The organism is Microbulbifer halophilus, assembly GCF_026183675.1.
Classification (GTDB): Bacteria; Pseudomonadota; Gammaproteobacteria; order Pseudomonadales; family Cellvibrionaceae; genus Microbulbifer; species Microbulbifer halophilus.
Genome location: NZ_JAPIVK010000003.1, coordinates 147,072 through 168,676 on the forward strand (window position 1 = coordinate 147,072; position 21,605 = coordinate 168,676).

The 21,605-nt window shown below is 64.9% G+C and carries 22 protein-coding genes; 14 read left to right on the forward strand and 8 right to left on the reverse strand.

The annotated features are described in order from the left end of the window. Positions 1 to 85: 85 nt before the first annotated feature. Both OQE62_RS02725 and coaBC read right to left on the reverse strand, forming a co-directional pair. Complete coding sequence (locus OQE62_RS02725) at positions 86 to 2,440, reverse strand: phosphomannomutase/phosphoglucomutase (protein WP_265720457.1); 2,355 nt, start codon at positions 2,438 to 2,440, stop codon at positions 86 to 88. Between the two features lie 24 nt (positions 2,441 to 2,464). Continuing rightward, positions 2,465 to 3,676: a bifunctional phosphopantothenoylcysteine decarboxylase/phosphopantothenate--cysteine ligase CoaBC gene (coaBC, locus tag OQE62_RS02730; RefSeq protein ID WP_265720458.1), complete on the reverse strand. Its 1,212-nt coding sequence runs from the start codon at positions 3,674 to 3,676 to the stop codon at positions 2,465 to 2,467. An 89-nt stretch (positions 3,677 to 3,765) separates the two neighbouring features. Here coaBC and radC point away from each other — a divergent pair, with 89 nt between their 5' ends. From radC to OQE62_RS02760, 6 genes are all read left to right on the forward strand, one after another. Next, positions 3,766 to 4,440, forward strand: coding sequence for a RadC family protein (gene radC, locus OQE62_RS02735; RefSeq protein ID WP_265720514.1), 675 nt, complete (start codon positions 3,766 to 3,768; stop codon positions 4,438 to 4,440). Positions 4,441 to 4,750: 310 nt separating this feature from the next. Next, positions 4,751 to 4,987, forward strand: coding sequence for a 50S ribosomal protein L28 (gene rpmB / locus OQE62_RS02740; RefSeq protein WP_250461707.1), 237 nt, complete (start codon positions 4,751 to 4,753; stop codon positions 4,985 to 4,987). 36 nt (positions 4,988 to 5,023) lie between these two features. Then, on the forward strand, positions 5,024 to 5,179 hold the full coding sequence (rpmG, locus tag OQE62_RS02745) for a 50S ribosomal protein L33 (RefSeq protein WP_265720459.1): 156 nt from the start codon (positions 5,024 to 5,026) through the stop codon (positions 5,177 to 5,179). A 172-nt stretch (positions 5,180 to 5,351) separates the two neighbouring features. Continuing rightward, a complete protein-coding gene (gene mutM, locus OQE62_RS02750) occupies positions 5,352 to 6,167 on the forward strand; it encodes a bifunctional DNA-formamidopyrimidine glycosylase/DNA-(apurinic or apyrimidinic site) lyase (RefSeq protein WP_265720460.1) in 816 nt (271 codons plus the stop codon). A gap of 233 nt (positions 6,168 to 6,400) precedes the next feature. Beyond that, positions 6,401 to 6,961: a disulfide bond formation protein B gene (locus tag OQE62_RS02755; protein ID WP_265720461.1), complete on the forward strand. Its 561-nt coding sequence runs from the start codon at positions 6,401 to 6,403 to the stop codon at positions 6,959 to 6,961. Between the two features lie 57 nt (positions 6,962 to 7,018). Then, positions 7,019 to 7,915, forward strand: coding sequence for an amidohydrolase family protein (locus tag OQE62_RS02760; RefSeq protein WP_265720462.1), 897 nt, complete (start codon positions 7,019 to 7,021; stop codon positions 7,913 to 7,915). A 54-nt stretch (positions 7,916 to 7,969) separates the two neighbouring features. Here OQE62_RS02760 and sugE read toward each other — a convergent pair whose 3' ends face one another. From sugE to rsmD, 4 genes are all read right to left on the reverse strand, one after another. Then, on the reverse strand, positions 7,970 to 8,296 hold the full coding sequence (gene sugE, locus OQE62_RS02765) for a quaternary ammonium compound efflux SMR transporter SugE (RefSeq protein WP_265720463.1): 327 nt from the start codon (positions 8,294 to 8,296) through the stop codon (positions 7,970 to 7,972). A gap of 12 nt (positions 8,297 to 8,308) precedes the next feature. After that, the gene (gene ggt, locus OQE62_RS02770) at positions 8,309 to 10,036 is read right to left on the reverse strand and encodes a gamma-glutamyltransferase (protein WP_265720464.1); all 1,728 of its coding nucleotides are present in this window, start codon (positions 10,034 to 10,036) and stop codon (positions 8,309 to 8,311) included. A 94-nt stretch (positions 10,037 to 10,130) separates the two neighbouring features. Next, on the reverse strand, positions 10,131 to 10,610 hold the full coding sequence (coaD, locus tag OQE62_RS02775) for a pantetheine-phosphate adenylyltransferase (protein ID WP_265720465.1): 480 nt from the start codon (positions 10,608 to 10,610) through the stop codon (positions 10,131 to 10,133). 74 nt (positions 10,611 to 10,684) lie between these two features. Then, positions 10,685 to 11,278, reverse strand: a complete 594-nt coding sequence (gene rsmD, locus OQE62_RS02780) for a 16S rRNA (guanine(966)-N(2))-methyltransferase RsmD (protein ID WP_265720466.1) — start codon at positions 11,276 to 11,278, stop codon at positions 10,685 to 10,687. 97 nt (positions 11,279 to 11,375) lie between these two features. Between rsmD and ftsY the strand changes: the two genes are divergently transcribed. The 7 genes from ftsY (at position 11,376) to OQE62_RS02815 (ending at position 17,811) form a co-directional block, all read left to right on the forward strand. Further along, on the forward strand, positions 11,376 to 12,530 hold the full coding sequence (gene ftsY / locus OQE62_RS02785) for a signal recognition particle-docking protein FtsY (protein ID WP_265720467.1): 1,155 nt from the start codon (positions 11,376 to 11,378) through the stop codon (positions 12,528 to 12,530). Between the two features lie 146 nt (positions 12,531 to 12,676). After that, positions 12,677 to 13,363: a cell division ATP-binding protein FtsE gene (ftsE, locus tag OQE62_RS02790; protein ID WP_265720468.1), complete on the forward strand. Its 687-nt coding sequence runs from the start codon at positions 12,677 to 12,679 to the stop codon at positions 13,361 to 13,363. Continuing rightward, positions 13,344 to 14,369 (forward strand): permease-like cell division protein FtsX, encoded by a 1,026-nt coding sequence (ftsX, locus tag OQE62_RS02795; protein WP_265720469.1) that lies wholly within the window; start codon positions 13,344 to 13,346, stop codon positions 14,367 to 14,369. Before ftsE ends, ftsX begins: the two co-directional genes overlap by 20 nt. A gap of 226 nt (positions 14,370 to 14,595) precedes the next feature. After that, on the forward strand, positions 14,596 to 15,450 hold the full coding sequence (gene rpoH, locus OQE62_RS02800) for an RNA polymerase sigma factor RpoH (protein ID WP_265720470.1): 855 nt from the start codon (positions 14,596 to 14,598) through the stop codon (positions 15,448 to 15,450). A 273-nt stretch (positions 15,451 to 15,723) separates the two neighbouring features. Continuing rightward, positions 15,724 to 16,101, forward strand: a complete 378-nt coding sequence (locus tag OQE62_RS02805) for a DUF423 domain-containing protein (protein WP_265720471.1) — start codon at positions 15,724 to 15,726, stop codon at positions 16,099 to 16,101. A gap of 76 nt (positions 16,102 to 16,177) precedes the next feature. Next, positions 16,178 to 16,894 carry a tRNA (guanosine(46)-N7)-methyltransferase TrmB gene (gene trmB / locus OQE62_RS02810; protein WP_265720472.1) on the forward strand — a complete coding sequence of 239 codons (717 nt, stop codon included), beginning with the start codon at positions 16,178 to 16,180 and terminating at the stop codon, positions 16,892 to 16,894. 125 nt (positions 16,895 to 17,019) lie between these two features. Further along, the gene (locus OQE62_RS02815) at positions 17,020 to 17,811 is read left to right on the forward strand and encodes an outer membrane beta-barrel protein (RefSeq protein ID WP_265720473.1); all 792 of its coding nucleotides are present in this window, start codon (positions 17,020 to 17,022) and stop codon (positions 17,809 to 17,811) included. A gap of 35 nt (positions 17,812 to 17,846) precedes the next feature. Here OQE62_RS02815 and OQE62_RS02820 read toward each other — a convergent pair whose 3' ends face one another. Continuing rightward, the gene (locus tag OQE62_RS02820) at positions 17,847 to 19,772 is read right to left on the reverse strand and encodes an ATP-binding cassette domain-containing protein (protein ID WP_265720474.1); all 1,926 of its coding nucleotides are present in this window, start codon (positions 19,770 to 19,772) and stop codon (positions 17,847 to 17,849) included. A 65-nt stretch (positions 19,773 to 19,837) separates the two neighbouring features. Between OQE62_RS02820 and OQE62_RS02825 the strand changes: the two genes are divergently transcribed. Then, positions 19,838 to 20,314 carry a TIGR02444 family protein gene (locus OQE62_RS02825; RefSeq protein ID WP_265720475.1) on the forward strand — a complete coding sequence of 159 codons (477 nt, stop codon included), beginning with the start codon at positions 19,838 to 19,840 and terminating at the stop codon, positions 20,312 to 20,314. Between the two features lie 7 nt (positions 20,315 to 20,321). Here the strand turns inward: OQE62_RS02825 and OQE62_RS02830 are convergent, their stop codons facing one another. Continuing rightward, positions 20,322 to 21,398 carry a histidine kinase gene (locus OQE62_RS02830; RefSeq protein WP_265720476.1) on the reverse strand — a complete coding sequence of 359 codons (1,077 nt, stop codon included), beginning with the start codon at positions 21,396 to 21,398 and terminating at the stop codon, positions 20,322 to 20,324. Positions 21,399 to 21,605 lie beyond the last annotated feature (207 nt).

Sequence of the window (21,605 nt, forward strand, 5' to 3'; positions counted from 1 at the left end):
TAAAAAAACAGGTCGCAGGGTGCGCCGTGCGCACCAATGGATTCTTTGCGGTGTTTCGGAATTGGCCCGGTGCGCACTGTGCACCCTACACAAGTTGCCAGTCGGGCACGGCCAGCTTGGGGTCGATTTTCTTCAGTTGGGCCATCAGCTGCTGGCGGATACGCTCCAGCGCCTCTTCGGTTTCGGCCTCGAAGCGCAGCGTTAGCGCGGCGCCGGTATTGGAGGCGCGCACCAGTCCCCAGCCGTCCGCGTACTCGATGCGCAGGCCGTCGATGGTGTTGATATCGGCCTCGCCGAAATCGCCCTGTTTTTGCAGCTTTTCGATCAGCGCAAATTTTTCGCGCTCGTCCACCTCGATCAGGATTTCCGGTGTGCTGACCAGTTGCGGCAGCGATTCGAGCAGCTCGTCCAGGCTCTGTTCGCGCAGCGCCATGATTTCCAGTATCCGCGCGGCGGCGTAGATGCCGTCGTCGAAGCCGAACCAGCGGTCGCGGATAAAAATATGGCCGGACAGTTCGCCGCCGAGAATGGCCTTTGTCTCCAGCATCTTGGTTTTCATCGGCGCGTGGCCGGTCTTCCACATGATCGGGCGGCCGCCGTACTGGTTGACCAGCTGCGCCAGGGCGCGGCTGCTCTTCACGTCGAAGACGATATCCTCGCCGGGATTGCGCGCCAGGATATCCCGGGCCAGCAGCATCACCAGGCGGTCCGCCCAGGCGATGCGGCCGGAAGACGAAACCAGAGTCACTCGGTCGCCGTCGCCGTCGAGCGCGACACCGAGATCGGCGCCGGTCTCCTTCACCTCGTCGATCAGCGCCTCGAGGTTCTCCGGGCGCGATGGGTCCGGCGGGTGGTTGGGAAAGTTGCCGTCGATCTCGCAGAAGAGCGGTGTCACCGCACAGCCCAGTTGCTCGAACAGACGCGGCGCCAGCAGCGAGGTGGCGCCGTTGCCCGCGTCCACCACCAGTCTCGGCTGCCCGGCCAGGGCCACATCGTTGAAGATGGCGTCGATATAGGTCTCGCGAATATCCTGCTCGCGATTGCTGCCCTGGCCGCTCTTGAAGGGCCCCTTCTGCATCAGTTGGTGCAGGCGCTGTAGTTTGTCCTCCGCCAGCGGCCGGCCCTTCATGACGATCTTGAAGCCGTTGTAGTCCGCCGGGTTGTGGCTGGCAGTGACGACGATACCGCTGCTGGTGTTTTTGCCCCTGGCACAGGCGAAATACAGCAGCGGCGACGGCACCAGGCCCAGGTTTACGCTGTTGCAGCCGCTGTCGAGAATGCCCTCGATCAGGCAGCTGGCCAGCAGCTCGCTGCTGTTGCGGCCGTCGCGGCCCACCAGCAGCAGCTCCTCGCCGATGTGCTGGGCGAGGCTGCCGAGTGCGCGGCCCAACTGGTAGGCGAAGGGCTCATTGATTTCCCTGCCGGCGATACCGCGGATATCGTAGGCGCGAAATACCTGCCGCGGGAAATCGGTAGTGGCCTGCAGCTCCGATTTGGCCGGCGCCTGCGCCGCCGGCTGTTCGACCGTGGCGCTGGGCGCGACGCGCTGCGGAACCGGCTCCTTCCCGCTTTCGGCGAGCAGGTCCGGTTGGCCGGGCTCGGGATGGTCGGCATTGCCGCCGCGGGCACTACTGCCAATGCTGCGCTCCCAGGGCGCCGGGATATGGCGGGGCACAAAGCGCAGCAGCAACAGCAGGGTGATCAGCAAACCGATACCGCCGCCGATATAGCACCAGCGCCCGGCGATGCCGTGTGTGCGGGCAAAGCCGGCATCGGGGGTGAATTCCACGGTCAGGTAGCTGCCCTCGACTGCGGCCCTGGCCGAGCTGCCCCTGCCCTGGCCGGCGCGCCACAGCGCCCGCGCCGGGCCGTCGGAGAATTTCTGCAGCAGAACCAGTTGCCCGCCGCCGCTGTGCAGCTCTTCCAGTGTTGTGGCAAAGGTGTCGAACGGTTGTGTCACCAGCAGGGCGCTGTCGCCTTCCAGGGGGATGGCATTGTGTAGTTGCCGCCGGTCGTCGACACCGGTGCGCAGGATTTCCAGCGGTTGAGACGCCTCCTCCAGGCTGCGCTCGAGCAGGTCCACCAGGGCGAAATTGAGTGGCGGCCGGCTGCCTGCGCCCACGCGGATGTCGCCGCGCCCGAAAAACTGTGCCCGGGCGCCGTCCGGCAGGGCGGCATTGTCGTTCAGTGTGGCGGGGGTGAAAGCGCCGGCCAGCTTCTGCAGTTGGCCGGCGCGCGCGCGCAATTGTTGTTGCAGCTGCGCGGCGTCTTCCCGGACGCGGCTGTCGGCCGCCGCCGCTATCTGTTCCGCACTGCGCGGGGCGACGATATTGCGCTCGATATAGTAGGCGCCGCCCATCCAGGCGGCCACTGCCAGCAGGGCCGGCAGCAGCAGGCCGCGGTGAATCACGGGGAGGCGATCGGGTCTGTCGGAAGCCACGGGAAATTCCAGTAACGCTGATTGTTATTGTGCAAATGCCTTGTCGGCGATGATTTCGATCAGTTGTTCGGCCAGCCCGGTTTTCAGCGCCGGCGGCAGTTCGCGGCTGCCGCCGGCGTCAATCACGGTGACGGCGTTGCGGTCGCTGTCGAAGCCGCTGTCCGCCGCGCTGACATCGTTGGCGATGATCAGGTCGAGGTTCTTGCGGGCCAGCTTGCCCCGCGCGTGCTCGAGCATTTTTTCCGTCTCCGCGGCAAAGCCCACGGTAAAAGGCCGCCGCTCTTTGCGTGCGGCGATGGCGGCGACGATATCCGGATTCTTTACCAGTGCCAGGCTCTCGCGCTCCCCGTCACCGGTCTTCTTGATCTTCTGCGCGGAGATTTCCGCCGGGCGGAAGTCCGCCACCGCGGCGGCGGCGATGAATATATCGCACAGGTCGGCGGCGCGCTCGGCGGTTTCGCGCATTTCCAGCGCGTCGGTGACATCGATGCGTTTGACCCCCGGCGGCGTGGGTTGATTGACCGGCCCGGCGATCAGTGTCACCTCGGCGCCGGCCCGCTGCGCCGCCGCAGCCAGCGCAAAGCCCATTTTGCCGGAGCTGTGGTTGCTGAGAAAGCGCACCGGATCCAGCGCTTCGCGGGTGGGGCCGGCGGTCACGGCGATTTTCCTGCCCGCCAGCGACGCTGTCGGCCGCAGCAGGGATTCGGTTTCCGCCACCAGTGCGTCGGGTTCCAGCATGCGCCCGGGGCCCACATCGCCGCAGGCCTGGCTGCCGGCGGCCGGCCCCCAGATCAGCGTACCGCGACCGGCCAGCGTGTCCGCGTTGGCCGCGGTGGCCGGGTGGCGCCACATGGCCTGGTTCATGGCCGGGGCGATGGCCAGCCTCGCCTCGCTGGCCAGGCACAGGGTGCTCAGCAGGTCGTCCGCCATACCGGCGGCCAGCTTGGCCATCACCTGGGCGCTGGCGGGGGCGATCAGGATCAGGTCCGCCCACTTGGCCAGCTCGATATGGCCCATGGCGGCCTCGGCGTCCGGGTCCAGCAGATCCGTATGCACCGGGTTGCCGGACAGTGCCTGGTAGGTCATCGGTCGCACGAACTCCTGCGCGCCGGCGGTCATCACCACGCGCACGTCGGCGCCGCGCTCGCTCAGGCGGCGCACCAGGTCGGCACTCTTGTAGGCGGCGATACCGCCGCTGATACCCAGCAGGATGCGTTTTTCGGCCAGGGAAGACATAGGGCTGTTTCCGAAATCCGGGGAGCGGGTAAGATTAGCATTTCTGCGCCCGATCAATAAGGAAAGGAATCGACGCCATGGAAGGGAATCTGACCATCAAGGACTGGCCGGCGGCGGAACGGCCGCGGGAGAAGCTGCTCGAGCGGGGCGCGGAGGCGCTGTCGGATGCCGAGCTGCTGGCCATCTTCCTGCGTACCGGCGTGACCGGTTTGTCGGCGGTGGACCTGTCGCGCCAGTTGCTGGCGGATTTCGGCGGCCTGCGGCCGCTGCTGGAGGCGGACAGGGGCGAGTTCTGCCGCGGCAAGGGGCTGGGTGACGCCAAATACGTACAGCTGCAGGCGGTGCTGGAGATGGCGCGGCGCCACCTGGCGGAGGCGCTGCAGCGCTCCGACGCCCTGCGCAGCCCCGGCGCCGTGCGCGACTACCTGTCCGCACAACTGCGCCACCGCCGCCGGGAGGTCTTCTGCTGTCTCTACCTGGACACCCAGCACCGCGTGATCGCCTTCGAGGAACTGTTCGAGGGCACCCTCAACGCCGCCAGCGTCTATCCCCGCGAGGTGGTGCAGGCGGCCCTGAAGAAAAACGCCGCCGCGGTCATCCTCGCCCACAACCATCCCTCCGGTGTCAGCGAGCCCAGCCAGGCGGATATCTGGATCACCGAGCGGTTGAGCAAGGCGCTGGAGCTGGTTGATATCAAGGTGCTGGACCATATGATCGTCGGCGAGGGGCAGGCGCTGTCGTTTGCCGAGCAGGGATTGCTGTGAATGGTGGAAAGGCCCGGGATCCTTTTGCGTCATTCCGGATCAAGTCCGGAATGACGAGAGGACAGATACAAGGGTGCGCCGTGCGCACCGTTGACCTGGTGGTGAGCACAGTGCAGCTACTGCTCCCGAGCCCCGATTTCCCTGTACAAAACTTGCTCCCCGCCCCCTCTTCTGGTATAAAACGCCGCTCTTTGCGGCCGGGCCAGATTCTGAACAGTATCCGCCGCCGCCCAGGAACCGGACTAGAATCCCGAATTGATGTCCCCGCACCCCTGTCATGCGGGCACGAGAGTTTTGAAGAGGCCAACAGATGTCCAAGGTATGTCAGGTAACCGGTAAGCGCCCGGTCACCGGTAACAATGTATCCCACGCCAAAAACCGCACCAAGCGTCGCTTTGTGCCCAACCTGCACAGCCACCGCTTCTGGGTGGAATCAGAGAAGCGCTTCGTGAAGCTGCGCGTCTCCTCCAAGGGTATGCGCGTGATCGACAAGAAAGGTATCGATACCGTGCTGAAAGAGCTGCGCGCCCGCGGCGAGAAAGTCTAACCGGCGTCGAGCCGCTGAGAGATTGGAGACAGTAAGATGCAAGAGAAGATTCGCCTGAATTCAAGCGCCGGTACCGGCCACTTCTACACCACCACCAAGAACAAGCGCAACATGCCGGAAAAGATGTCGATCAAAAAGTACGATCCGGTCGTCCGCAAGCATGTGATCTACAAGGAAGGCAAGATCAAGTAGTTGCCTGTCTTGAAGCGTTCGAAAAAGCCCGGTTTTTGCCGGGCTTTTTTCATTCGGGCAGCCTTCGGCTGTGCAAAACGGCAGTCCTGCCGTTTTGTGTGGGTTGTTGTTCATCAGAAGCTGAAAGAATAGCTCCCCTCTCCCTCCGGGAGAGGGGTCGGGGGAGAGGGGCATGCCGGAGCTGCCAGAAGTAGAAACCACCCGCCGCGGCCTCGGCCCGCACCTCGAGGGCCACATCGTGCGTTCGGCCACCGTGCGCCAGCGCCGGCTGCGCTGGCCGATAGATCGCGGTTTCGAGAAGCGCATCGCCGGCGCGGAGATCCTGCGCCTGGAGCGCCGCGCGAAGTACCTGTTGGTGCACACCGACAGAGGCTGTGCCATCTGGCACCTGGGCATGTCCGGCAGCCTGCGCCTGGTGGAAGCGGACTGCCCGCCCGAGAAGCACGACCACGTCGACTGGACCCTGGATAGCGGCCTGATACTGCGCTACCGGGACCCGCGCCGTTTCGGCGCCCTGCTGTGGACCGGCGGAGACCCGGTCGCCCACGACCTGCTCAGCCACCTGGGCCCGGAACCCCTGTCGGACGATTTCCACGGCGACTACCTGTTCCAGCGCTCCCGCGGCCGCCGCCAGTCGGTGAAGACTTTCGTCATGGACGGTCGCATCGTCGTCGGCGTCGGTAATATCTACGCCAGCGAATCCCTGTTTCTCGCCGGCATCCGCCCGCAGACACCGGCCGGTCGTATCTCCCGCGCCCGCTATTGGCGACTGGCCGACGCCATCAAGCGGGTATTGGCCCGCGCCATCGACGACGGCGGCACCACCCTGCGCGACTTTATCGGCGGCGACGGCAAGCCCGGCTACTTTGCCCAGCAGCTCAATGTCTACGGCCGCGCCGGCGACCCCTGCCCCAAGTGCGGCGCGTCGGTACGCGAGGCGGTATTGGGCCAGCGCAGCACCTTCTTTTGTAACAGGTGCCAGCGCTGAGGGCAGTGATGCAAAGCGCTGCAGGTTCCGCTTGGCAAAAAATTGTCGGCGTCGCTGAGCGGCGGTTGGGAAAATATCCTCCCGAGACTATAAATCGGATTCCGTAGCGACGATTCGGAAGTCTGCCCGTGATCATGATGCTGCCCTTCGTCACAGTGCTGGTATCCGCCTGGTTCGCCTGGCGCTTTTACCATATGACCGATCCCATGAACCTGTCGCTGTAGGAGCCGCCGGTGAAACTCTCCCTCGGCCGCACCGCCCCCTGCGTCAACAGCCTCGCACTGCTGGGTGTCAGCGGTATCCTCTGGTTCGCCTTCGGCTGGCAGTTGGTCCTGCAGGAACTGCCCTGCCCCCTGTGCCTGTTGCAACGGGCCGGCTTTGCCATGGTGGGGATCGGCTTGCTGCTCAACGTCTGTTTCGGTTCCCGTCCGCTGCACTACGGTATTGTCGTCATCTCGGCGCTGGCGGGCATGGTGTCGGCGGTGCGCCAGGTGCTGCTGCATATCGCCCCGGGCGACCCGGGTTTCGGCTCGCCGTTTCTGGGCCTGCACTTCTACACCTGGGCCGCGGTGGCCTTCTTTGCGCTGTTGGTGTGGAGCGGCCTGATGCTGATGTTCGACGACATGGCGAGCGGCCCCGAGTCCGGCGGGCGGCGCAGGCCCGGCTGGCTGGGGAAGCTGGCGATAGCGGCGTTTCTCTCCATACTGCTGATCAACGCCGCGTCCACCGCCCTCGAGTGCGGTTTCGGTCCCTGCCCGGACAACCCCACCGGGTACCAGTGGCTGCCCGGCTGAGCGGAAGCCGTTTCCTATACTGACAGCCATCGGAATCTGCACGGAGGAGTGCGCGGTATGCGAGGGATCTGCTTCCTGGGTCTGTTACTGGCCGTTCTGGCGACCGGCTGCGAGCGCGGAGAGCGCAAAAGCCTGGAACGGGAGGCCGGGGCTGAGGCGCCGCAATCCGCGGTGCAGCCGGCGGAGCTGGTATTCAAAGGCGGCCATATCTACACCCCCGACGAGGCTAAGCAGATCGCACGGGCCATGGCTGTGCGCGATGGCCGTATCGTTTTTGTCGGCAGCGACGGCGATGTCGGGGCGTACATCGGTCCGGATACCCGCGTGGAAAATCTGCAGGGCAAGCTGGTGCTGCCGGGCCTTGTCGACGTCCACGGGCACCTGCTCGCCCCCGGCGACAGGGTCGACCTGTACGCCGGTAAAAACGTGGCCGACTACCGGGAAGTGGTGGCGAAATATATTCGCGAACACCCGGACCGCCAGCTGATCGTCGGCAAGGGCTGGCGGCATACCGCCTTCGCCGGACAGCCGCCCCACAAGGGCCAGCTCGACCAGGTCAGTGACACCATTCCCATCATTCTCTTCTCCAGCGACCACCAGAGCGTCTGGGCCAATTCCGAAGCCTTGGCCGCCGCCGGTATCAATAACGACACCCCGGACCCACCCGGCGGCGCAATCGAAAAGGACGACACCGGCCTCGCCATTGGTGTGTTGCGCGGCGACAGCGCCGTGGCGCTGGTGGGGAAAATCATTCCGGAAAAAGCCGCGCAGGACTACCGCGCGGAAATTCGTGAAATAAAGGAGAGCGGCGGTCTGGAGACCAGTGCTTGGGCGGATTTTGTTGTGCTGGATAAAAGCGCAGCCGGGGCCGGTCTGGAAAAAATCCACCAAGCGAAAGTGCTGCGCGCCTATTACAAGGGAAAGCCGGTTTTCGATGCGAAGAATAACCGGTGAAATTGAACGCGGCGTAGATTGGAGTGAGCGCCGCGAAGTCCAACAGCTGCCCTGTCAGGCCGCGGAAGTCAGCTTCAGCCCCGCAATCCCCATCACAATCAACCCGATGCAGAAAAGCCTGGGCAGCGCCGTGGATTCGGAAAAAAGCACAATACCGAGAATCGCCGTACCCACGGTGCCGATCCCGGTCCACACCGCATAGCCGGTGCCCACGGGAATCGCCTTCAGGGCCTGGGCGAGAAAATAGAAACTGGCGATCATCGCCAGTATCGTCAAAACGCTCGGCAGCGGCCGGGTAAAACCCTGGGTGTACTTGAGTCCCAGGGCCCAGCCGATCTCCAGAAGGCCGGCGACGGTCAGTAGGAACCACGGACTGGTCATTGTCTGCCCCGTTTATTTGCCCAGCGCACTGCCCTCGCGGCGCGGGTCGGCGCCGCCGCGCAGCTCGCCGTCGATCAGCGCAATGGCGTGAATGCCGCTGTTCAGGTCCCGCTCTACAACCCGGTGGCCGAGTTTTCCCAGTTGCGCCACCGTATCCGCGGAGAAGTGGCCCGGTTCCAGTTCCACCCGACGGCCGATGGCGCCGATATTGCCCGCGGCAACGGCGTCTTCAATCGGCATACCCAGCCCCAGGTGGTAGAGAATGGTGCGCGCGGTGTAGTCGATAATGCGCGAGCCGCCGGGGGAGCCCACCAGCAGGCGCATCTCCTTGTCCGTATCGAAGACGATGGTGGGCGACATGGAGGAGCGCGGCCGCTTGCCCGGCTGGATGCGGTTGGCCACCAGCGAGCCCTTGGCGTCTTTCGGTGTGAAAGAGAAGTCCGTCAACTGGTTGTTGAGCAGGAAGCCCTTCACGAGCAGCCGCGAGCCGAAACCGGTCTCGATACTGGTAGTCATGCTGACGCCGTTGCCGTAGCGGTCGACGATCGACAGGTGGCTGGTGTTGGGCATTTCCGGCGAGGCCGCCTCCAGGCGCGGCTCGTCGAAAGACTGCGGTTCGCCGGCGACGGCTTGTGTGGCGCGCTCGGAATCGATCAACTGGGCGCGCCGCGCCAGGTACTGGGGCGCGACCATGGCCTGGCTGGGGACGCTGACAAAGTCCGCATCTGCGGAATAGGTATTGCGATCGGCGAAGGCCAGTTCCGAGGCCTCGCTGAACAGGTGGGTGAGGCGGCTGCCGCCGGCTTCGTATTCCGCCAGCGGAAACTCGCCCAGCATGCCCAGGATGGCGCCCACGGTGGTGCCGCCGGAAGACGGCGCATCGGCGCCGCAGACGCGATAGGTCAGGAAGATACTGCAGATGGGGTCACGCACCCTGGCTTCATAGCCGGCCATATCCTCCAGTGTCATGACACCGGGGTTCTGCGGGTCTTCGCGCACTGCCTCCACCAGCGCCTCGGCAATCGGGCCGCGGTAGAAGGCGTCGGCCCCCTCCTCTGCAATGGTGCGCAGCGTGTCCGCGTACTCGGGGTTTTCCAGCCGGTGGCCCACCGGCAGCGGCTCGCCGTCCTCGCCGAAAAAGTAACCGGCGATGGCCGGGCGCGCATCCACCTGCGGCAGCCTTTCGAGCAACTGGTGCAGACGCGGCGAGACGCGGAAACCGTTTTCGGCCAGTTCGATAGCGGGCTGGAAGAGTGTTGCCCAGGGCAGTTTGCCGTCGCGTTCGTGGGCCAGTTCCAGCATGCGCAGTACGCCGGGCACGCCCACGGAATAACCGCCGATCACGGCCTCGAAAAACGAGCGCGGCTGGCCGTCGTGCAGGAAGTAGTTTTCGTCCACGCCCGACGGCGCGGTTTCGCGACCGTCGTAGTATTGCAGTTCGCCGTCGTCGGCGCGGTAACTCAGCATAAAGGCGCCGCCGCCGATACCGGACGACTGCGGTTCCACCAGGCCGAGCACCAGTTGCGCGGCGATGGCCGCATCCACGGCGGTGCCGCCGCGGGCGAGTATCTTTTCCGCGGCGCGGCTGGCGTGGGGGTTGGCGGTGACCGCCATAGCGTCCCGCGCGGTGGCGGATTTGACTTCGGTCCGGCCGGTGGCCACTTCCGGCTGGACTTCCTGCTGCGCCAGGGCAAGCGGTGCGGTGGACAGGGTGAGGAGGGCGAGAATCAGATAACGCACGAGAAACTCCGCGGACGGTAAAAGTCCGGCCGAGTGTACCAGAAAGCGCGGGAGAGGCCGGCCGCCGTGCGGCGACCGGAGGGCGCGGGGCCCACTATCGGTTGAATTTTTCCTGCAGCGCCTGCCGCACCTGGGCGGGGACGAAATTGGTCACGTCGCCGCCGAGGGAGGCGATCTCGCGCACCAGCGACGAGGAAATGTAGGAGAGGTGTTCCGCCGGTGTCAGGAACAGGCTTTCCATATTCGGCGCCAGTTGGCGGTTCATATTGGCCAGCTGGAATTCGTACTCGAAGTCGGACACCGCGCGCAGGCCGCGCAGCACGCCGTAGGCGTCCACCTGGCGCACCAGATCGGCGAGCAGGATATCGAAGCCGATCACTTCCACATTGGGCAGGTGCTTCAGTACTCGCTGGGACAGCTCCACCCGCTCGTCCAGGGTAAACAGCGGATTTTTGCGGGTGCTAGCGGCCACCGCCACGATCACATGGTCGAACAGTCGGCAGGCCCGCTCCACCAGGTCCATATGGCCATTGGTGATTGGGTCGAAGGTTCCGGGGTAGACGACTTTTTTCATACGTCAGTTTTCCGAGCGGGCCGTGGGGAAACGCATGGTAAACAATTTGTCCCACCGGCTCAAAACAGTGCGATTCACGCACCTGTCTGGGGATCGACGCGGAATAGCCGCATTTGCACCTGCCCCGCCCGCTTGTCCTTCTCCAGATGCCAGCCGTCGGGCGTCGGCAGGGTCGTATCGCGCGGCGTTTCCACATAGACCCGTGTGCCTTTGCGGAGATGCGGGGCCAGTGCCTCCAAAGTCTGTCGCCAGAGATCGGCGGCAAAGGGCGGATCCACGAAGACGATATCGAAAGGCTCGCGCTCCGCGGCGAGAAAGTCCGCCGCACTGCTGTGGTGCACGCGGGCGTTGTCCGCCTGCAGCAGTTGCAGCTGGTCCCGCAGTGTCTGCGCCGCGCGCCGGTTCAGTTCGACAAAGTCGACCTGCCCCGCACCGCGCGACAGCGCTTCCAGCCCCAGTGCGCCGGAACCGGCGAACAGGTCCAGGCAGCGGGCGCCCGGCAGCTGGAACTGCAGCCAGTTGAACAGGGTTTCGCGCAGCCGGTCGCCGGTGGGCCGCAGGCCCTCCACGGTGGCGAACTGCAGCCGCCGACCGCGCCAGCGGCCGCCGATAATGCGCAGCCGGGATGGGGGCTGCGGGGTCGATTTGCGCGGGGAACGTCGGGTCAAGGTTTTCTCTCTGCAGTTGTTCGAGGTTCTGGCTGCCCGGGAGGTCGGGCGTGCTAAGATTAGCGCCTTTCTGCCAGCGGTACACTCGGACCCATTCATGATCTTTGACTTCCTGCGAAAAAAGAAGCCCAGGCCCGACGAGGCCGAATCCGAACAGTCACCCGCGACCGAAGAGCGGGTGGCCGGGGTTGCGGAAGAAACACCCGCGGCCCCGGAGACCGGCGGTGCACCGGTCGACAGCGGTTCCGGGGCGGCGGCCGAAGCGGAACCCGAGCCGGCTGCCGAATCCGAAAAGTTGGTTGAGAAAGCGCCTGCGGAGAAAAAAGGGGGCTTCTTCGCCCGTATCCGCCGCGGCCTCAGCCGCACCAGCGGCCAGTTCGCCGAGGGCATGGGCAACCTGTTCCTGGGCGCCAAGGAGATCGACGAGGACCTGCTGGAGGAGCTGGAGACCCAGTTGCTGATGGCGGACGTGGGCGTCGAGGCCACCACCGAGATCGTCGACCGCCTCACCGAGCGCGTCTCGCGCCGCGAGCTGGCGGACGGCGATGCGCTCTACCGGGCGCTGCAGGAGGAACTGGCGGATCTGCTGGACAAGGTGGAGGAGCCGCTCGAGATCGACAGCGGCAGGAAACCTTTCGTGATCCTGGTGGTGGGCGTCAACGGCGTGGGCAAGACCACCACCATCGGCAAGCTGGCGCACCGCCTGATGGGCGAGGGTAAATCGGTCATGCTGGCCGCCGGCGACACCTTCCGCGCGGCGGCGGTGGAGCAGTTGCAGGTCTGGGGCGAGCGCCACGATGTGCCGGTGGTGGCCCAGCACACCGGTGCCGACAGCGCCTCGGTGATCTTCGACGCGGTGCAGTCGGCCCAGTCCCGCGGTGTCGATGTGGTGATCGCCGATACTGCCGGGCGCCTGCACACCAAGTCGAACCTGATGGAGGAGCTGTCCAAGGTGCGCCGGGTGATGGGCAAGCTGGACCCGAGTGCGCCCCACGAGGTGCTGCTGGTACTGGATGCCGGCACCGGCCAGAACGCCACCAGCCAGGCGGAACAGTTCCGCGAGTCCGCCGGCGTCAGCGGCCTGGTACTGACCAAGCTGGACGGCACCGCGAAGGGCGGTGTGATCTTTGCCCTGGCGCGGCGCTTCGGTATTCCGGTACGCTTTGTCGGGGTCGGCGAACAGGCAGAAGACCTGCAGCCGTTCGTCGCCCGCGACTATGTCGCCGCGCTGTTCGACCGCGACAGTGCCTGAGCTTCCCCTCACGGCCTAGAGGGTCCAGGGCGCCGCCGAACTTCAAAGTTAAAGCTCCCCTCTCCCACCGGGAGAGGGGCCGGGGGAGAGGGCGTCATCCGCCCCTCCCAGACAAGAACAATAACCGCCCATGACCACCTTCGCCCATGATTACGTTTGACAGCGTCAACAAACGCTACGAATCCGGCCAGGACGCCCTGGCGCGCGTCAGCCTGGAGATCGAGCGCGGCGAGCTGGTGTTCCTCACCGGGCACTCGGGCGCCGGCAAGAGCACCCTGCTGAAACTGCTCACCGCCATCGAGCGCCCCACCCGCGGCAGCATCCTGGTGGCGGGCCAGAACCTGAACCGGCTGCGCAACGGCCAGATTCCCTACTACCGCCGCAACTTGGGTATCGTCTTCCAGAACCACCAGCTGTTGTTCGATCGCAGCGTCTACGACAACGTCGCCCTGCCGCTGTCCGTTTCCGGCTGCAACAAGCGCGAGGTGGGTCGCCGGGTGCGCGCGGCGCTGGACAAGGTGGGCCTGCTGCACAAGGAGCGCCAGAACCCGATCGTGCTGTCCGGCGGCGAGCAGCAGCGGGTGGGCATCGCCCGCGCGGTAGTCAACAAGCCGGCGGTGCTGGTGGCTGACGAGCCCACCGGCAACCTGGACCCGCAGCTGTCGGCGGAGATCATGCAGCTGTTTTCCGATTTCAACGCCGTGGGAGTGACGGTAATGGTGGCCAGCCACGACCTGGAGCTGGTCGCGCGCATGAAACGCCGCGTGCTGACACTGCAGGCGGGCCAATTGATCTACGACGGGATTCCGAGCCGTGAAGCAGCCTACCCGTAGCACCAGTGCCAGCCGGTCCCGCCGGACGCAGCGGCCGGAGCCGAAAGCCCAGCGCAGCACCGGCGCCATCGCCGCGCGCACCGGCCTCGGCGACCGCTGGCACGCCTGGGTCGGCCACCACCGGGAGATGGCCGGCGAGGCCCTGCGGCGCTTCTTCGCCACCCCCCTGGCCAGCGGCATGACCGCGCTGGTGATCGCCATTGCCCTGGCGCTGCCGACGGCGCTGCAACTGGGGCTGGTGAATTTCCAGCGCGCCCTGGCCGGCTGGGACGGCCAGCCGCAGATCTCCGTGTTCCTGCACAAGGAGGCGCGCGAGTCCGCGGTGGACTCCTTCACCGAGGAGCTGCGCGCGGACGCCGACGTTGCCGAGGTCACTTACATCTCGCCCGAGGAGGCACTGGAAGAGTTTCAGCAGAGCTCCGGCCTCGGCGATGCCATGATGGGGCTGGACAACAATCCCCTGCCGGCGGTCCTGCTGCTGCGACCGCAGAATACCGACCGGGAGCACCTGCAGGCACTGGCGCAGCGGCTGCGCGACAGCGCCATGACCGACGCGGTGGTGCTGGATATGGCCTGGGTACAGCGACTGGCGCAGCTCACCGAGCTGGGACAGCGCCTGTCCGCCGGTCTGGCGGTACTGCTGGCAATGGGGGTGCTGCTGGTGGTGGTGAACACGATACGCCTGCATATCGAGAACCGCCGCGAGGAGATACTGGTGGTGAAACTGGTGGGCGCCACCGACGCCTTCGTGCGCCGGCCCTTCCTGTACAGCGGCCTCTGCTACGGCTTTTTCGGCGGCCTGCTGGCGTGGCTGCTGGTGGCCGCCGGCGTGGCGCTGCTGTCCGGCCCGGTGGCCGGCCTGTCCTCCTCCTACGGCAGCGGCTACGCGCTGCGCGGCCCCGGATTCCCCTATCTGCTGGCGCTCACCGCCGGCGCCGCGCTGCTGGGCCTGGTCGGTGCCTGGCTGGCGGTGGCGCGGCATATCCGGGCCATAGAACCGCGCTGACCCATTGGTCGCGTAAAGTTGCGTAAAGCGGTCGCAGTCGCGGAACCCGGCCTGTGGATAATCCCTCTAAGAGCCCGTCCTGCAAGGCATTGCGGCGTCGCAGACCGGGCTTCCTAAGCCGGTCGCGCCAGTGCTAAACTTGGAGCCAACCTGTCGCCCGCTGACCGCGGGGACAGCCGCCCGGCCCGGCGCCGGCGGCAGACATATTTTGAGAGGAGAGACCTGAATGGGAACCAGCCTGCAGCCAGTACATACACTGTCTCCGGGTGCCGACCTGAACGCCTATATCCAGACGGTCAGCAGCTTCGAGGTGCTGAGCGCGGAGGAGGAAAAGCGGCTGGCCGAGGACCTCTACTACCGCGAAGACCTGGAGGCGGCACGCCACCTGGTGATGTCGCACCTGCGCTTCGTGGTGCATATCGCCAGATCCTACTCCGGCTACGGCCTCAACCAGGGCGACCTGATCCAGGAGGGCAACGTCGGCCTGATGAAGGCGGTCAAGCGCTTCAACCCGGAAAAGGGCGTGCGCCTGGTGTCTTTCGCCGTGCACTGGATCAAGGCCGAGATTCACGAATTCATCCTGCGCAACTGGCGCATCGTCAAGATCGCCACCACCAAGGCGCAGCGCAAGCTGTTCTTCAACCTGCGCGGCCAGAAGAAAAAACTGGCCTGGCTGACCAACGCCGAAGCCAAGGCGGTGGCGAAAGACCTGAACGTGGACGTGAACCACGTGCACGAGATGGAAGGCCGCCTGGCCGCCCACGACGCCGCCTTCGACGCCGGTGCGGACGACGATGACGACAACGCCTGGCAGGCGCCCGCCCACTACCTGGAGGACCGCAGCTTCGACCCGGCCGCCCAGCTCGAGCGGGACAACTGGCAGGAGACCAGTGTCAGCAGCCTGGGTGTTGCGCTGGAGCACCTGGACGAGCGCAGCCGCGATATCATCCGCGCGCGCTGGCTGTCCGAAGGCAAGGCCACCCTGCACGAACTGGCGGACAAGTACGGCGTCTCCGCCGAGCGCATCCGCCAGTTGGAAAAAAACGCGATGAAAAAAGTGCGCGCGGCCATGGAGGCCTGATTCCGGCACCCTTTATTCAGCGAGCAAAAAACCGCGCAACCGCGCGGTTTTTTCATTGGGAGGAAGGAAAGTCGCCCTCTGGGAGGGAGGCCGGCGAAGAGGCTTCGATCGGCGCCCCCTCTCCCTAACCCTCTCCCGGAGGGAGAGGGGACTGCCCGATGTTCCCTACAGAGCTCCCCTCTCCCACCGGGAGAGGGGCCGGGGGAGAGGGTGCTGGAGTGGCCCCATACTGGAACCCGGCACACCGGGAAAAACCCAAACACGGAAACCACCATGAGCAAACTCTACCTACTACTGACCGCCCTCCTCGGCGGCAGCGGCGTGATTCTCGGCGCCTTCGGCGCCCACGGTCTGCGCGGCAAGGTCGCCGAAAATCTGCTCGAGGCCTACAAGACCGGCGTTCACTACCAGCTGATCCACGCGCTGGCACTGTTCGGCGTCGTCCTGCTGATGCAACAGTGGGGCGAGCGGACATCGCTGCTGGCGGCCGGTGCCCTGTTTGCGCTCGGTGTACTGTTTTTCTCCGGCAGCCTCTACGGTCTCACCTTCGGCGGTCCGCGCTGGCTGGGGCCGGTGACGCCGCTGGGCGGGTTGCTGATGATCGGTGGCTGGGTGGCGCTGTTTATCGCCGCGCTGAATATTGCCAAATAATTTTCTTATTGTTGTAGAAACGTTTGGCCGCTTTCAGGTAACCAGAGTCCCGAATTCGCATCAGAGGTCGCGAACAATGCAAGACGAGTCCGCGGAGGATTTTCCCTACCGCACCGAATACAAGAGAAAATCCATCCGCAGCTATGTAATCCGCGCCGGTCGCATGACCGAGGGCCAGCGCCGCGCCTTCGATACCTACTGGGGCCGATACGGACTGTCGCTGTTTGACGGCCCGCTGGATCCGCTCGAGGTGTTCGGCCGCACTGCCCCGCTGGTACTGGAGATCGGTTTCGGCATGGGCGACTCGCTGCTGGCGATGGCCGAGGCGGAGCCGGAGAAGGACTTTATCGGCATCGAGGTACACCCGCCCGGCGTCGGCCGGCTGATCAACAACGCCGGCGGCGCCGGGGTCGGGAACCTGCGCGTCTACATGGCCGATGCCGTGGACGTGCTGAACGACTGTATCGCCGACGCGTCACTGGACCGTTTCCAGCTCTATTTTCCCGATCCCTGGCACAAGAAAAAACACCACAAGCGCCGTATCGTACAACCGGAATTTGTGCGCCTGCTGTGCGCCAAACTGAAACCCGGCGGCCTGATGCACCTGGCAACGGATTGGGAAAATTACGCTGAGCATATGCTGGAGGTACTGGAAGCGGAGGAACGGCTGGAAAATACCGCCGGCGCGGGAAATTATTCCGGACGCCCGTCGTTCCGCCCGCAAACCAAATTCGAGCGCCGCGGCCAGCGCCTGGGTCACGGTGTCTGGGATCTGCTCTATCGCCGCAAATGATTCGGCTGGCGCGCGCGGCAATATGACAGAAAAATTGCGTTGGCTGGCGCGCCGTTGCGACGCCCCGGTTGTCTGCTATCTTCAATCAGACCCATTGCCGGTAAATGGAACTTCCGGAGCCCACAATGACAAAAAGCCGCCAGATTTCGTCACTCGCCCTCGGTCTCGCTTTTCTAAGCGTTTTCTGTGCCCTGCCCGCCCTGGCGGATGAAGAGACGACACTGAACCTCTACCTGAACGGCGGCCAGTACTGGTTCGACAGCGATCGCCTGGAGGGCACGCCGCTGGACGGTTTCGAGCTGCGCGACTCCACCGGTGGCGGTGTCGGCTTCGGTTACAGCATGACCGATCGCTGGGCAATGGAAGGTGCGGTCGACTATTTCAGTGTGAGCGTCAAGGAGATCGACGAGAAGGTCGACGTCTACAACTACCACCTGGACCTCTTCTATCACTTTCTCGGTCGCTTCTGCGGCAACGAGTGCTGGCAGCCGTACGTGGCTTTCGGTGTCGGCGAACTACGCGTGGATTACCGCCACGATCACGACGACCATCTGGATTGGCACAACCGTCAGACAATGGCCAACCTGGGCCTGGGCATCAAGTACCAGTTGGGCCCACGCTGGCAGACCCGCGCCGACCTGCGCGCTTTCCAGGGGGTGGAGCGCGGCGGTCTGGACGGCTTTCTCAGCGTGAGTATCGGCTACCAGTGGTATGAGTTTACGCGCGAGGTGCGGGACTACGACGGCGACGGGGTTTTCGAGGGGATGGATCGCTGCCCACAGACGCCGCCGGGTATCCCCGTGCTCGGCGACGGCTGCCCGGCGGACAGCGACTACGACGGCGTGCCCGACTACGTCGACAGTTGCCCGGGTACGCCGCGGGGGATTGCCGTGGATGAAGGTGGCTGTCGCCAGTAGAGGCGAACGCAAGGTTCGCCCCCAACCTGTAAACGTTACGTCTGCCCGCGCGCGGCCTCCAGCTCCTCGCTGATTTCCAGCCACTCCATTTCCAGCGCCTCCAGCTCTTCCCGCTGCTGCGCCTGGGCCTGGTTGAGCCGCGCGATTTCATCCTGCTGGCCGCCGCTGTAGAGGTTCTCGTCGGCGAGCTGTTCGTCCAGTGCCGCCAGCTGTTTTTCCGCCCGGCCCATTTTCTGTTCCACGCTTTTCAGCCGGTTGGTCAGTGGCTTCAGCTGTTCCCGCCGCGCCGCAGCGGCGCGGCGCTGGGCCTTCCTGTCCTCGGTCGGGGCGGTCCTGTCATCGGCCTTTTCATCGCGGTTCTTCTGCTCGCGGTTGAAGCTCAGCAGCCAGCGTTTGTAATCCTCGAGATCGCCGTCGTAGGGCTCGGCGCGACCGTCGGCGACGAGAATGAATTCGTCGGTGGTATTCGCCAGCAGGTAGCGGTCGTGGGAAACCAGCACCACGGCGCCGGGAAATTCCGTCAGCGCCAGTGTCAGTGCGTGGCGCATCTCCAGGTCCAGGTGGTTGGTGGGCTCGTCCAGCAGCAACAGGTTGGGTTTCTGCCAGGCGAGAATCGACAGTGCCAGGCGCGCCTTCTCGCCGCCGGAAAAGTCGCCCACGGGTTCGAACACGCGGTCGCCGACAAAACCGTAGCCGCCGAGAAAATCCCGCAGCGACTGTTCGCTCGCCTCCGGCGACAGCCGCTGCAGATGCAGCATCGGCGACGCCGCGCTGTCCAGCGCCTCCAGCTGGTGCTGGGCGAAATAGCCGATAGCCAGGTGTTCGCCGCACTGGCGCTCGCCTCGAATCGGGGCCAGCTCGCCGGCCAGTGTCTTGATCAGTGACGACTTGCCGGCGCCGTTGGGGCCCAGCAGGCCGATGCGCCGGCCGGGCTGGATGCCGAGCTGCACTTTGTGCACGATGACCTTGTTGTTGCCGCTGTTATCCCGGTAACCGATATCCGCATCGCGCAGGTCGATCAGCGGGTTGGAGGTCTTCTCCGCCGCCGGCAGGGTAAAGCGGAACGGCGAATCGACATGGGCGGGGGCGATGGTGGCCATGCGATCCAGCGCCTTGAGGCGGCTCTGTGCCTGCCTGGCCTTGGTGGCCTTGGCGCGGAAGCGGCGCACGAAGTCCTCCATATGTGCGCGCTCCGCCTGTTGCTTTTCGTACTGCGCCTGCTGTTGCGCCAGGCGTTCGGTGCGGGTGTGCTCGAAGTTGCTGTAGTTGCCACTGTAGAACACCAGTTGGCGATGCTCGAAACTGACGATGCCGTCCACCACCGCGTCGAGAAAATCCCGGTCGTGGGAGATGATCAGCAGGGTGCCGGGAAAACGCTGCAGCCACTGCTCCAGCCACAGGGTCGCATCCAGGTCCAGGTGGTTGGTGGGCTCGTCCAGCAGCATCAGGTCGGCGGGACACATCAGCGTCCGGGCCAGGTTCAGCCGGATGCGCCAGCCGCCGGAGAAACTGCGTACCGGCCGCTGCTGCTCGGCGTGGCTGAAGCCCAGGCCGTCGAGCAGCTGTGCAGCGCGCGCCGGGCCGCTGTAGCCGTCGATGGCCGCCAGGCGCTCGTGCAGCTCGCCCAGCCGGCGGGCGTCGGTATCGCCGCCGTTCTCGGCCCGCTCCAGCTCCCGCTGTAGTTGCCGCAGTTCCCCGTCGCCGTCCAGCACATGGTCGAGCGCCGTCTGTTCGCCCGCGGCCACCTCCTGGGCCATATGGGCAATACGCCAGCCGGCCGGCACTTCCACGCGGCCGCTGTCGCTGTCCAGCTCGCCCAGCAACAGCTTGAACAGGGTCGACTTGCCGCAGCCGTTGGCGCCGATGATCCCCACCTTGTGGCCGGGAAAAATGCGGCAGTCGGTATTGCGCAGCAGTTCGCGGGTGCCCTGCTGGATGGAAACGCCTTGCAAGTTGATCAAAGAAAGAACCTCATGGAGCCTGTCGATGCTAGGCTATCGGAATAACAAACGGTCGGGATTCTAACGTGACAAAATCCGCACCTCCATCTTCTCCCCTGGACAATCCGCTGTGGCAGTTCAGCCTCGAATTCTACCGCCGCGCGGAGGTGCAACAGTTCCTGCTCGACTGCCAGGACAAAAAGGGCGCGGACGTCTGTCTGATGCTGTGGGCCAGCTATGTGACCGCCTGCGGCCGACAACTGAGCGAAGAGAGTTGGCGGGTGGCGGACCGCGGCCTGGCGCCGCGGCGCCGGATGATTGCCAGCGTGCGACACCTGCGCCGCTGGCTGGGGCGGATGCGCCCGCGGACCCAGCGCCTCTACGAAGCCTGCAAACAATACGAATTGAAACTGGAGCAGCGCCAGTTGGCGGCACTGTGGAAGTTGCAGGGAGAGTCCTGGCCGGAGGACCGGTCGGCACTGGCGCTGGCGGGCCAGCAGTACGGCCTGCTGCAAAAAGAACAGGCCCGCTGGGCGGACCTGATCGACAGCTATAGGGGGTAGTTAGTTCCTATTTCTCGTCGTCCCCGGAGTCTTCGCCGGAAAACAGGCTGTTGGCCGGTGTGATCGGCGTGATGCTCGGCTTCGGCGGCTCGACCGGCCTGGTCGGTTTCGGCTCCGCTGGCGACGGGGTGCCGAAGGGGCGCGGTTCCGGTGTCTTGCCCAGGATCGGTGTACCGGATTCCGGGCGGGACTCGGCGGGGCCGGTTTCCCGGGATTGGCTTTCCGGCGGCTTTTCTGCCGGCGCGGTGGGTCTGGTTTCCGGAGTCTCGGCTTGAGACGGCTTTGTCGGCTCGACAGTCGCGTCGGCCTTTTTCTCGGCCGGCTTGTCTTCGGCCGGTTTTTTCACCGGTGCTTTCTTCACGGAGGCCTTTTTCACCGGCGCTTTGGAGGGAGACGGCTTTTTGGCGGCCGGTTTGGTCGCGGCTGTCTTTTTGGCGGGCGTCTTGGCGGCGGTTGCCTTTTTCGCCGGCGTCTTCTTGTCTGTGGTTTTCTTGGTCGTCGCCTTTTTTGCAGCGGCTTTTTTCGGTGCCGCCTTGGCGCTGGTCTTTGCCTTCTTGGCGGCCGTTTTCCCGGTTGCCGCTTTCCTGGCAGTGGACTTGGCAGCGGTCTTCTTGCTCGGGGTCTTTTTCGCCGCAGTTTTCTTTGCTGTGGTCTTCTTCTTGGCGGCTTTCTTTTTCTGTGCCTTCAGCGCTTCCTTCTCCGCCTTGGCCGCGGTCCTGGCGACCGTCTGTGCCGCCTTCAGCTCCTGTTTGGCCGCGGCTTCCGCCCGCTTGGCTTCCGCCGCCGCATCCCTGGCCTGCTGCAGTTCTTTGTTCAGTTTGTCCACAGCGGTCTTGGCGGTATCGATGCGCTTTTTCACCGCGGCGGTCTTGCTCTTCCTGGCCGCGGTGCGGGCCTTGGCGAGTCTCTCTCTGGCCTTGGACAGCTTGCTCTTGGCGGAAGTCACCGCCTTGCCAGTTTTCTGTACCGCTTTGCCGGCGTCGGCAACCTGTTTGGTACGCGCCTTGTCCAGTTGATTGGTGAGCTTGGCAATTTGTGCTTCCAGTTCTGCGACCGGATTGACAACTTTTTGTTTGGCAGCCATGAGTCAATATCCTGAGGTTTATTTGCGATTCGGCGCACCCGGGTAGTGCAGGTACCCGGCATTTCTGCGGCCTCGGCCACATTCACAGATCCATGCACTGATCGGTTGCCCCGAAAGCCGGCAGACCTGGCGGTTTGCGAGGCAACAACAGGTGGAAGCCCGATAATAGCGCTGTTCTACCAAAAAATGTATGCCGCTGACCGGTAA